This is a genomic window from Desulfosarcina variabilis str. Montpellier, from assembly GCF_048565275.1.
Lineage (GTDB): Bacteria > Desulfobacterota > Desulfobacteria > Desulfobacterales > Desulfosarcinaceae > Desulfosarcina > Desulfosarcina variabilis.
Genome location: NZ_CP159846.1, coordinates 4,235,705 through 4,247,649, shown reverse-complemented (window position 1 = coordinate 4,247,649; position 11,945 = coordinate 4,235,705). Strand labels below are relative to the sequence as shown.

Here is an 11,945-nt window from a genome sequence, read left to right as displayed (position 1 = left end):
AATATTCTCACATTTTTAAAGACTCTTTGTTGTTGTATCGAAGTTTTTGAAAAGACCGCATTTTAAGGCCATTTTTATCCTTTGAGTTTTATCAAGCTCTTCCCATCGATCCCTTTTTGATAAAATATTCATGAGTTCATCAGTATCCGTTTGGCTTCCGATACCTATCCTTCCTATAGTGTTAGTTTCTGAATTTATTGATATATAGGATGGAATTGTTGAAAAGTTATACAGAAAACCATATTTTTGTAGCAATTCCTTGTGATCGTCTGAAAAATCATTTTTTTCTCCATTTGGATAGGCCCATAACTTTGTTGGATATTTCAAATTTAGATCTAATGCATTTTTGCAGGCTTTAATTTGTTCTTCTGCCTCTGATAAATTCAGACGGCTTAAAATGTGATGATCCGCAGTGTGACCGCCAAACTCAATCAGACCACTATCTTCCATATCCTTAACTTGGTCCCAGTTAAGAGGTAACCACTCCTGATAAATGGGATCATTAATGAAAGTTTCCTTTATGTTAAGTATATTTTCTATTTTTTTTAGCTCAGTATCAATTTCTTTTGGATGAAGTTTTTTAAGATAGTCTCTCAAATGTGTATAAGCATTACAACGATCTTCATCGCTGTTAAGACTAAATCCTTGATCCAACACATTGATCTTCTTCAAATTTGTTCGCATCAAACGAAACGCCAGACGTTCCGGCCAAAAAAACTTTGTTGTTCCAATAAAGGCCGTGCTTAAAAATATAGTTGCGGGTATGTTGTAATGCTGCAGAACTGGGAAGGCACGCGTAAAATTGTTTACAAATCCATCATCAAAGGTCACAGCCACAGAATATTTGGGTAGTTTTCCCTTTTGGATAGATGAAATCATTTTAGTAAGTGGAATTACATTAGCCTGCTGCTTTAGTACCCGCATGTGTGCCGCAAAACGGTTCAAAGGCATATGTGTCCACATGTTAAAGCCTAAAATGCAATCAACCACACTATGATAGATAAGGATTACACCCATATCCCTGTTCAAGTACCTGTGAATCATAACCTTAATCGATTCAAGTTTCATTTGCGATTAACCTTAACTTGATAAACGAAAGGAGTTTAATATTTATCTGTATCCCCTAATGAAAAATACCATGTTCCTGGATTCATCAACTTTTGTAGCTTTTCATTATCCTTTCTTGTATTCACTAACCATCCAAGATCGCTTTGTGTGATCCAGAATCCTAACCCTTTTAAAATTGGCCTTGCCCAGCTCGCATTCCAATGCATCTGGAAGGAATCGCACCTTTTTCTCTTAAAATAATTAATAATCGCACTTAAAGCAGCAATTAAGGCGAGAAAATCATTCTCAGGCAACAACAAGTCAAATAGTAATCCATTTGAACCACCAGTACCATTATCTGTTATTATTGAAGCAACAGCTAAACATTTTAGATTCCCTTGGAGCGTTATACTAACAAAATCGTATTGGATGGATGGACACTGGGCGTATCGCCATCTTAAATAAGAACGGGATTTTTCAATTCCATACTCTCGTCTTTTAACAATCCTTTTCCACAACAGTTCATAATTATCGGGTATTTCTTTATTTATGCTGGCCTCATATCCAATCAGTCGAGTCCCCAATTTCATAAAATTTTGAACCAAACGTTTGACCAAAAATCTATGAAAGCTATAATTGCCAGAACTTAAAATAACCTTTGCCTCATATAAATGATCGCTAAAATCAACGAAACCCATTTTTAAAAATAATTTTTTTGCATCAGGTGACAAATTGGCGGCAACAACTAAATCACCATCGGAAGCCATCTTTTTAAATAATCGTAATGCAGGTAGCCCCCTGAATCCTTCCTCTACAAAAAAATCTGCTCCATGGTAAGCAGTAAAAGATTCATCCCCAGAATGAATTTTGAAAACAATTCCGCTTATGGAGCCAACGATCCGGCCATTGCTTTTGATTACCCAAACCGGAGTAAGGTCGACAAACGGATTCTCTTTGTATAACCAATTCCAACGAGGTCGATCCATCCATTTTGAATTGTCTGGCATCAAGCGCTGTTTAAATTCAAACAGCAAATCAACATCTTTCATCGACAATCGTTCAATTTTAAATGATGCAGTCATTCGGAATCATCTTACTTTTCACTATTTATAAAAAACTGAAGAAGTTTTTCTGCTTGATGAAAAACATTGAAATCTTCCTCTATTTTTTTTCGGTTCGCTTTTGCCATTTTTTCTTTATGAGCAAATGTTATCTGATGCAATTCCATGATTGCATCTGCTATTTCATTCGGGCTATTGGGGCTAACAAGAATGCCATTTATCCCGTCTTTTATAATCTCTGGAATTCCCCCAACGCGTGTAGCCACGACTGGCAATCCGCATGATAAGGCTTCTAACAATGCGACACCTAACCCCTCGGAAGAACTGGGCATAACAAATAAATTATGTTCTTTTAAAATTGATGGTAACATTTCATTTCTTAATCCGCCAAGCAGCTTAACATTCTTTTCCATCCCTAACGATTGGATTTGCGCTTCAATTTTATTACGTTCTTCACCCTCTCCAACAATGGTGCATTGGAAGTTGATTCCTTTTTTTTCCAACAATGCTAAGCCATCCACAAGGTCTGGAATACATTTCACAGGATGTAAACGAGCAACAGTAATGATGCGAAGTTCTTTTTGAAGAACTTCAGCCGGGATGAATTCATTTGGATCAATACCATTGTAAATAATGGTAGTCTTTCTATTGCTAACCCCAAAATCAGAAACGACTTTCTTTTGAATAAAACCAGACACGCAGATAACACGAGATGCGTCTTGAAGAACGCGTCCAATGGCAGGATAAGGATCAACAAGTGCATCGCTGCCATGTAATGTTACTGAAAATGGTAGGTTCAGCATTTTCCCTAATAACCACGCTGCCAGCATTCCAACTCGGCCAAAATGGGCATGAAGATGCTGAGCTCCAAATCTCTCTATAGTTAAGCCATAAGTGGCTAAATCCCTAAAGAGATATTTCATTATAGGAAGTCCCGTGGTCTTGGACAAACGCAATGCTTCCAAGTATCCCTTTGGATTTTTCCTGAAAGCCCTAAAGTGATATATAGCTTTTTGTATTTTTTCTGGATGCAAGTCAGGGCCATAAAAACGCAGTGCCTTGAGTCTTTTCATTATGGCATGATCAGGATCAGATATAGGGCGTCTGATAAGTGAAAGAACGGCAATATTTTGCCCAAGTTCTTCAAGTGCATTGATTTCACGCAACACAAAAGTTTGCGACAAAAGGGGGAACACATCGGTTATATAAAAAATATTCATAGAAAGGGTCAGTTATTTATTGGACTTGTTATGATAAATCAATTTGTGTGAGCTTAATTTTGCTCATGCTTAGATTTCCGACGCCTTGAGCATTTGCCTCATTTAAAAAGCAGTATAGGGGCCCTTTAGTATCATCGGGATTATTGAGTTGGTGTAGAGGCACACCGGAAACCTCTGCTACATCCTTTGGAGTTCCTGGATATAGTATTTCTTTAGTCGCGATATAATCTAGAGCCACAGGGTCAGTGCCAGCAAGAAGTGCTTTTGGCCTAAAAGCCATGTCAAGCCGCTTACGGTCCCCCCATCCTACAAGATCAGCAGCAATGATATTTAAATCAGGCATTCGAACCTTTGCCATAAAATTCCCAAGTGCACCACCTGTATAATGGAAGTTACGATAGCAATAATCCTCGAATTTGTAACGGAGCCAACCCTTATAGCTTCTTATTCGCCAGTGTCCATGATGTAACCAATGTTTCATACGTGAGACGCCAATATGGTGGGTATTGTAAGTATTGGCGCATAAATCGCCCGGAAAACCGCAAGTCATATCCACGACACCCATCAGGTTTTTCACACTTGCGGTGGCTCCTGCATAACGCCCGTGATGATTTAGACCTGCAAAATTTACAAAACGTAATCGCTTTTCAGCCAGGTATTCCCCATTTTTCCAAGCACCCTTTTTTAAATCAATTGTGATGCCACTGTAACTTGAGGTAAAAATCGGGTAGGTCATTAGGCATATATGACCAGATGGCGATAAATAATAATCATCTTCCATCCAAACATACCCATCGCCCTCTTCTGGTCCATTCACCCTACTTTCGCCTTGGCCGTTTCCTTCCAATGGGTATTTGCATGGTCCAGCAACATGCCAATGATATTTGGTTACATTTGGATAACCTTTTTTTTGGTAATATTCGACTAATTCATTTAGATTAAATTTTCCATTTCTTTCATCTGTCGTCCAACCACAACAATTATCGTCTTGATACTGATGATTTTCTGCAATGATAACTTCTCCAGAGAAACCTTCGATACTCAAAACAAGGTCAATAAATCCCTTCATAGCATCGGTATTGGTCATCCCTTGATTATAACGCTGTGCATTAGGTTTTAAAACAACGATATCTTGTTTGCTGATGAAATGTTCAATGCCTCCCATCAGGTCAATCGCTTTTTGAATGTTGTCCTCAGGAGAACCGTTTTTGACCAAGTAGACATATGAAAAACCGTCATCATCAACACCAAGTGGAAGCCCCACATCCTTTTTTCTGGTGATTTTTCCCTGAGTAAACGCCCTTTTTTGGAACCAGGGAAACAAGTTTATCACTAAACCAATAGCGACAGCCAGCTTCAAGAAAAACCTACGAGTCATTTTTTCCCCTTTAACCCATCAACATTTTATACTTATTCATCAGTGAACAGCTAAAACGAGTAAAATCTTAAAAACTGATCGTGGTAAAAATCCAACCAGAATACTTTCACAACACGAACTATCGCACTCAGCCTTTTCTCGGCGTCCATAGAACCTGCTTCTGACCCCGTAAAACTTTCGTAGACGCGTGTGCACAGGCTAAGTTAATAAGAAAAAAATATCGGATAATAGCGGTAACTTTTGATGGAAAATGTAAAGTTTCTATGAGTTTTGGCGAAAGGAACGCCGTCGGATAAGCAACGCACTGAATTACAAAAGCCAAAATATATCCATATCCGGAATCAAGCAGGAAAAGATTGGTAAAAAAGGCAACTATTAGGAAAACAAAACAAAAATAACGCAGCAGTTTATGTGAAATAAGCTGCCATGAAAAAAAGGGGTTTTGCTGAAACCATAACAGATGTTTCATGTCAAGAATTGCCCACATTGCTCTTAAAGAAACTCGGACTCTCATTTTATATTCATCTTCGGCTTCCTTTAGCGTGTCTTCCTTCAGCAATGCCTCAGGCTCGTAAACCACACGGTATCCCTTTTCAACTATCTTGAGTGGAAGAACAAAATCAGGAAGTTGATCATCTTTCATGGGAGCGTAAAGCTGTTTTCGAATCGCATCGATACCTCCGTCTACCCCAACGACCGAACCTAAAAGCGTCTCATATTTTCTTAGAAGATTTTCATATTTCATGTATGCGCTGCAGCCATCACCGACCATGGATCCATCGGAATCGACATAGATCATTTTTCCAGTAACATACCCGACTTCGGGATCTGAAAAGTTGCCGACGAGCTTTTTGATTGCCTTGGGATCATAGATGGAATTCGCATCGGAGAATACTATAATTTCTCCTTTGACATGAGGGACAGCCAGATTCAAAGCGGATGTTTTTCCAGCTCTCGGTTCCTGGCGAATAAGGCGAACGTTGGCCTCTTTAAACTCATTAACGAGTTCATCAGTACCGTCATCCGATGCGTCCGAGACAACGATGATTTCCAGTTTATCTTTTGGATAATCAAGATCGAGCTTATTCTGAATTGTTTTATGAATGTGTTCAGATTCATTGAAAGCTGCAATTATAATGGTAGCGAACGGTTCACTATTCTCTTTTTTTACGCTCTTACCTATAATAAAGGATAATAAAACAACTACTATAGGATATCCGATATAGACATAAAAAATCATGAAAACTGATATCCAAAACAAGATGACCATGCTTAACCTTCTCCTCTATGTGCCAATTGATGGTTCTACTGTCTCTTTTGAAAATCTAAAAATGGCTGGATACCGGGTCAAGCCCGGCATGACGTGGTTGGTATTTCTTTTCTATTGGGAGCACCAATTAACCTTCACCAGACTGAATATGGGTTCCCACACAGGAGCGTGGGAACCAGACAACTGGAGCTTTATAGGGAGCGAATTCTACTTTTTAATATATGCGAGAAATAATGGATAATAATCTTTGATAAAATTTACGGCATTGCGTTCCGCTTCATCTGTATTATTGTCTACAACGCTGACCGAAACCCTTACAAAAGCATTGTCAGTCGGGTTGCCCTTCAGCCGACCCCATAACCCATTAATTTTCTGCATAAACGTCCCGCCAGATGTCCTATCATAAGACTGGAACCAATAGATAATCAATTCTTGCTGCCCATCTTTAGCCGCAGTTATTCTTGCCGAATGAACCATTCCTGCGTCGGACCTGATATTCATTGTTCTCGGTGTGGAAATCGTCCATCCTTGACCTGGGAAACAGACAAGGGGAGAATGAGCAGCACCGATTTTTTCAGCTGTCTGATAATACCCAATGTAAAGGTTAACGGTCTTTCCATCCTTTATATAGGATCGAAATAAATAATCATCCAGTGATAGAGAATCGACAAAAGACTCTTGCATCTCAATCACATTGACGGGTTCCCATTCATCAACCACAGAAAAAACCAAATTAAGCGGTTCTTTTACACTGATACTACCATCAGATGGATTTAAATAGATGATAGATGCCGCGATGAGAAAACAGACAAACGTATAGATCAGGCGGCGGTAGATGGTACGTCCCATTTAGCAAGTATTCCTCTAAATAGTATGATAATCATTAGTGCCAGAAAAAAGATACCCACACCAAAAATGGTATGAGCCAGTCCTTTGGAAAGATCCAAATTCCAAAGCTGAAAAGCCAGCACCATGCTCACCACCCGTACAATATTGACTATGATTGCAGCGGGTATGCTGCTGACAACCAGTATGCTTCGAAGTAAGTTGGACGTCAGGGTCAAATACGCAAAAATAGCGCACAATGTCACCAATGCCATCAGTGATCGCAGTCCACTGCACGCCTGAACGACCTGCAAGCTTTGATGTGGTAGATGTAACACATTGCCTTCTCTTAAAACGGAAATGTCGCAAAGACTGATAATCAAGGCACTGTATTTGGTCACGATCAATTGCAATGGTATTGTAGCCATGGAGTAAAATTGGGATGGTACGGGGATCATCAAAAGCAAAAAGACCATCGGAAAACAAAGGACTCGAAAAATCTCTTTCCCATATAGCGACCAGACCACTGCCCAGATAGTCAACACGAATGATAGATAACCAACGGTCAGAATACTCGCGAGGTGGCCGAAAAGATAAAGCAGTGTTGCCGTCGTTACCCAAAACATACCGCCACGGCCAGGAATTATTTTGGCTTTTTTTATTGCATGACGGTGATTCCAAACAATGTAAAGGCTCATCGGAAGAATCAAAAGGCCGTGTGAATTGTCATCAGACGTAAGCCATGTTTGAAACAGGTTCTTCATTACAGGAAAAAAGGTAATTAAGAACGCGATTGCCAGCCCTGAATAGGCAAGCATTCCTGGCGTTGACACTGAATTTTCATCTTGATTGTTCATGGTTCTTTGTCGGTGGATACTTTTTATTTCACCGCCCGCTTCGCTCGAGACGCGGAGATCGCGGAGGGTTTAATTTTCCCTGACGGGAAGGAATAAAATTTGGCGAAGCCAACTGTATATTGTTTTTATCTGCGTGCTTTGCGTCTCTGCGGTGATTTTTTTTAACCGCCCGCTTCGCTCGAGGCGCTGAGTGCGCTGAGGGTTTAAATTTCCTGACGGGAAACCAAAAAAATTGGCGTAGCCAACTGAATCCCATCTTTTTCTTTGCGTCCTCTGCGTCTCTGCGGTGATGTTATGTTTGTTGAGTTTAACAATAATCAGCGAGACTGGCGCGAAATGCGGGAAAAGCGAGAAAATGAGTTACCGAGCCTTCCCCACTCGAGTCCTTGAACCCTTGAATCCTTCATCTTCATATCTTCCGCTCTTCCAATCTTCCGCTTTCCTGTTTTTACCCAAGCCCTATAAACTATCAGCTGATTCGTCTGTGTCTGTCCGTGTTCGTCTGTGGCGAATTATTTCACCGCCCGCTTCGCTCGAGACGCGAAGATCGCGGAGGGTTTAATTTTCCCTGACGGGAAGGAATAAAATTTGACGAAGCCAACTGTATATTGTTTTTCTCTGCGTGCTTTGCGTCTCTGCGGTGATTTTTTTTAACCGCCCGCTTCGCTCGAGGCGCTGAGTGCGCGGAGGGTTTAAATTTCCTGACGGGTAAGGGAAATAGTATGTTAATCCGTTTGATTTTTTAATCTATACCATGTGATCTCTGTGACTCTGTGAGAGGCTACCTTTTTTATCTCTCGCCCGCTCCGCTCAAGGACTCAGAGGCTCAGAGGGGGTTGATCCCTGAGAGGGGGATCAAATAGAATAGAATGCTATCTATCCGTTTTTCCTGGCGTAGCCAGCCAACCCTAATCTTTTCTCTGCGTTCTCTGCGACTCTGCGGTGATGTTATGTTTGTTGGATTCATTGAGTTTGTTGGGTTTAAAAACTATCAGCGAGACTGGCGGGAAAAGCGAGAAAATTAAACCGATCTTTTAAGCTTCCGCTTTCCATTTTTTCCCATCGCCTATAGCCCATACCCTATAACCCATCGGCAAATGGTCTGAATCTAAAATCATCCAGTAATCTTTCAAACTTTCTCCGTGTTGTCTTCAGATTCACATAGTGCCGGAATCGGGATAGCGCACTGGCGTGTTTGATCCTTTGCTGGTCCGGATTAAGTTCCCACGGATGTAGATAAAAAACAAATGGTTGATTTTCCTTTGTGTTGATTCTTTTCAACGCCGATCGCGTAATCGAGTAGGGAAACAGTCTGAAGTAGCCACCGCCTGAGATGGGTAGATTGCGTCCCATGGCCCTTGTGGTGGATATGGGATACTCGATCATTTTCTGAGCGCCAAGTTTGTATGCAAATCGAGGGGCATCTGGAATTCCATAATTATCATGGTAGGTTGGAAAAATGGAAGAATCATATTGGAAGCCCATTTCCGATAATACATCCAAGGCCCACAATGATTTATTGGTAATAGAGTAACTCGGCGCCCGATATCCATAAACCGGTTTACCGGTGATGTTCTCGAGAATCGATTTGGATCGGTATGTGTCCTGTCTAAATTCCTCCGGCGTCAAGTCGTAGACTTTTCTATGCCAGTAGCTGTGGCATCCAACCTCGTGGCCGTGTTCGCTTATCTGGCGAACGAGCTCTGGATAGCGTTGCGCAATCCAGCCAACGATGAAAAATGTGGCTCTTACATCTTGTTGCGCCAATAGATCCAATATGATCTGGGTGTTCTGAACGACACCGCAGGGGTAGGTATCCCACCCTTTTGGTTCAATAACTTTTTCGAAGGCTGAGACCTGGAAATAATCTTCTACATCTATGGTTAGATAGTTAATTATTTTTGATTTGTTCATTTTAATTATTTCACCGCCCGCTTCGCTCGAGGCGCAGAGATCGCTGAGGGGTTTGTTTTCCCTGACGGGATTGCATATTGTTTTTCTCTGCGTTCTTTGCGTCTCTGCGGTGATACAATGTTTATTGGGTTACTTGGGTTCGTTGGGTTTCACCCATCAGCTATAGTCCATAGCCTATCGCCTATTTACAATCATCTGTAATAGATCCAAGCTTGCATATAGCTCCGCCGCCTGGATTACATACCCGTTCTGAATTCATATAGATGTAAAAACGCTTTTTCATTGACACACTTAGATAATTTATAATCGGTTGATTCGTAGAAAAAATTTAGCCGGATCGTCTGTGGCTAATTATTTTACCGCCCGCTTCGCTCGAGGCGCAGAGTTCGCAGAGGGTTGTTTTGGTTACTTGAATTAATTGTGTTCGTTGAGTTGGTTGGGCGACTTGTGTTCTTTGGGTTTGTTGGGTTTAATAATAATCAGCGAGACTGGCGGGAAAAGCAAGAAACGCGGGAAATATGGGCTAACGGCCCCCTCGAATCCTCGGCCCGTTGAAATCTTCATCTCCAGATCTTCCGATCTTCCAAGCTTCCGCCTTCCCATCGCCCATCGCCCATCGCCTCTACCTATTGGTTACTTCGTCTGTGTCTTTCCGTGTGGGTCGGTGGCTATTTATATTTCATTAACCAATGTAACCAAAAATTCAGCAGCAACACGCTTTCGCCCCACCTCATTCAGATGCCCACCGTCGTAAGTATACTCGGGCACCATGGAGAAGTAGGTTTTTCCATCATAATCGTATGTATTCCGTGACCCATCCGGTTTAGTCGACTCGACTGCTGCAATATCAACTATTGGTTCTTTGCCTTTATATTTGGCTACCAGAAGGTCATTGTATTGGTTTTTCTTTACGTTTTCGGTATATTCCCAGATATCTTTTTTCCCCATGGTTTTCTTTAACCAGGTTTTCCAAGAGGTTTTTATTGTCGTTAGCGGAACAGTGAAATGAATCAGTTTCAGATCGGGATATTTGGCTTTTACCGCATCCATTGTTTGAACGTAATCATCGAATACCTTTTGCACATTGGTGTCGGCCGTTACATCCACATAGCAAAATTTAAGGGCCGCAGCATCTGCTTGTTTAGCGATACCCTTATCAAGAAACCTTGAGAAGTCCGCTGTTTTTGAAGCGGGATCTGTATTTTTTCCGACTTTTGAGTGGCCAAGTATGCCTGCATTATAATCCTTGGGTTCACTGGTCTCAACGATATTCAGTTTGATCTTGGGATATTCCTTCATCAGGTCCTTAATACCGTCGATTATGTTGAAGCCCACCGACTGATGGCCAAAGTATATTTTTTTCTGTGAAAGTGCTTCCCATGCGCTGTCGGGAATGTCATTCAAATTTTTATATGTGGTTTTTTGGGTTTCCATCTCGCCTCCTCCTGAGCATGCAATGATGAGAAAAAAAGGTAAGATCAACAATGAACTCCAGCTTCTGCATTTCTTCATACTTTCTCCTCTTTATTTTGCCACGGACACACACGGACTCACACAAACAGGTTAAGGGAATCCTTCGGTTTGAAAAGGTTTTGATTTTATTTTCTTTTTTGTCTGTGTCTGTCCGTGTATGTCTGTGGCTAAAAAACAAATCGCTTTATCTCTGCCTTAGGGTGGGTAAAATTGATAAGCAGGCCAACCTTGTAACCGGTTGCCTTGAGGTAGTTTAAAATTTGTGCTTCATGAACGCTGGATAGCCTATCCACTGCCTTAATCTCCAAAATGATGCTATCTTCAACAATGATATCAGCAAAATATTCGCCAACAACTTTCTGCTTGTAACGAATGGTTATCGGAATCTGGTTGCTTGCTTTAAGTCCTCTGCGGCTTAGTTCATGAACTAATGCCTTTCATAAACTTTTTCAAGAAAACCTGAGCCAAGCACCTTGTTTACTTCAAAAACAGCGCCGTTAATGTTGTAGGTTATTTTGTCTTCTTTCATTCTTATTTTTCGCCACGGACACACACGGACTTACACAGACGGGTTTTGTTCAGTCTATGGCTGATGAAGAAAATGATTATGATTTTATATCTTTTTTGTCTGTGTCTGTTGGTGTGAGTCGGTGGCTAATTTTTTCGCCGCCCGCTTCGCTCAAGTTGCAGAGTTCGCTAAGGGGTTGTGGGTTTGTTGGAGTCCTTGAGTCATTTGGCTTTAACAACCTTTCAGCGATACTTGCGGGAAAAGCAGGAAATACTAAAAAAGGTCGATCTACGCTTGTAAATAGCTCCGCCGCCTGGAATACATACCCGTTCTGAATTCATATAGATGTAAAACGCTTTTTCATTGACGCACTTAGATAATTTATAATCGGC

The 11,945-nt window shown here is 41.1% G+C and carries 9 protein-coding genes and 1 pseudogene; all 10 read right to left on the bottom strand.

All coding sequences use genetic code 11. The features are described from left to right. Nucleotides 1–15: 15 nt before the first annotated feature. Entirely contained in the window at nucleotides 16–1,068 is a 1,053-nt protein-coding gene (locus tag Dvar_RS19150; protein ID WP_419663468.1) for a polysaccharide deacetylase family protein, read from the bottom strand. A gap of 35 nt (nucleotides 1,069–1,103) precedes the next feature. Continuing rightward, nucleotides 1,104–2,129, bottom strand: a complete 1,026-nt coding sequence (locus Dvar_RS19145; protein ID WP_419663466.1) for a hypothetical protein — start codon at nucleotides 2,127–2,129, stop codon at nucleotides 1,104–1,106. Nucleotides 2,130–2,140: 11 nt separating this feature from the next. Then, nucleotides 2,141–3,328, bottom strand: coding sequence for a glycosyltransferase (locus Dvar_RS19140; protein WP_419663465.1), 1,188 nt, complete (start codon nucleotides 3,326–3,328; stop codon nucleotides 2,141–2,143). 28 nt (nucleotides 3,329–3,356) lie between these two features. Next, nucleotides 3,357–4,706 carry a DUF362 domain-containing protein gene (locus Dvar_RS19135; RefSeq protein ID WP_419663463.1) on the bottom strand — a complete coding sequence of 450 codons (1,350 nt, stop codon included), beginning with the start codon at nucleotides 4,704–4,706 and terminating at the stop codon, nucleotides 3,357–3,359. A 127-nt stretch (nucleotides 4,707–4,833) separates the two neighbouring features. Continuing rightward, entirely contained in the window at nucleotides 4,834–5,976 is a 1,143-nt protein-coding gene (locus Dvar_RS19130) for a glycosyltransferase family 2 protein (protein WP_419663461.1), read from the bottom strand. A gap of 207 nt (nucleotides 5,977–6,183) precedes the next feature. Further along, nucleotides 6,184–6,825: an exosortase C-terminal domain/associated protein EpsI gene (locus tag Dvar_RS19125; RefSeq protein WP_419663459.1), complete on the bottom strand. Its 642-nt coding sequence runs from the start codon at nucleotides 6,823–6,825 to the stop codon at nucleotides 6,184–6,186. Then, nucleotides 6,798–7,658, bottom strand: coding sequence for an exosortase/archaeosortase family protein (locus tag Dvar_RS19120; RefSeq protein WP_419663457.1), 861 nt, complete (start codon nucleotides 7,656–7,658; stop codon nucleotides 6,798–6,800). Before Dvar_RS19120 ends, Dvar_RS19125 begins: the two co-directional genes overlap by 28 nt. A gap of 1,080 nt (nucleotides 7,659–8,738) precedes the next feature. Next, nucleotides 8,739–9,572, bottom strand: a complete 834-nt coding sequence (locus Dvar_RS19115) for an XrtA system polysaccharide deacetylase (protein ID WP_419663455.1) — start codon at nucleotides 9,570–9,572, stop codon at nucleotides 8,739–8,741. A 672-nt stretch (nucleotides 9,573–10,244) separates the two neighbouring features. Next, nucleotides 10,245–11,006, bottom strand: coding sequence for a hypothetical protein (locus tag Dvar_RS19110; RefSeq protein ID WP_419663454.1), 762 nt, complete (start codon nucleotides 11,004–11,006; stop codon nucleotides 10,245–10,247). Nucleotides 11,007–11,212: 206 nt separating this feature from the next. After that, nucleotides 11,213–11,574 (bottom strand): annotated as a pseudogene (locus Dvar_RS19105) (GxxExxY protein). Nucleotides 11,575–11,945 lie beyond the last annotated feature (371 nt).

Bases quoted from the DNA above. Each gene is read 5' to 3' on its own strand.
- Dvar_RS19150 (WP_419663468.1), bottom strand. From the start codon at position 1,068: ATGAAACTTGAATCGATTAAGGTTATGATTCACAGGTACTTGAACAGG.
- Dvar_RS19145 (WP_419663466.1), bottom strand. From the start codon at position 2,129: ATGACTGCATCATTTAAAATTGAACGATTGTCGATGAAAGATGTTGAT.
- Dvar_RS19140 (WP_419663465.1), bottom strand. From the start codon at position 3,328: ATGAATATTTTTTATATAACCGATGTGTTCCCCCTTTTGTCGCAAACT.
- Dvar_RS19135 (WP_419663463.1), bottom strand. From the start codon at position 4,706: ATGACTCGTAGGTTTTTCTTGAAGCTGGCTGTCGCTATTGGTTTAGTG.
- Dvar_RS19130 (WP_419663461.1), bottom strand. From the start codon at position 5,976: ATGGTCATCTTGTTTTGGATATCAGTTTTCATGATTTTTTATGTCTAT.
- Dvar_RS19125 (WP_419663459.1), bottom strand. From the start codon at position 6,825: ATGGGACGTACCATCTACCGCCGCCTGATCTATACGTTTGTCTGTTTT.
- Dvar_RS19120 (WP_419663457.1), bottom strand. From the start codon at position 7,658: ATGAACAATCAAGATGAAAATTCAGTGTCAACGCCAGGAATGCTTGCC.
- Dvar_RS19115 (WP_419663455.1), bottom strand. From the start codon at position 9,572: ATGAACAAATCAAAAATAATTAACTATCTAACCATAGATGTAGAAGAT.
- Dvar_RS19110 (WP_419663454.1), bottom strand. From the start codon at position 11,006: ATGGAAACCCAAAAAACCACATATAAAAATTTGAATGACATTCCCGAC.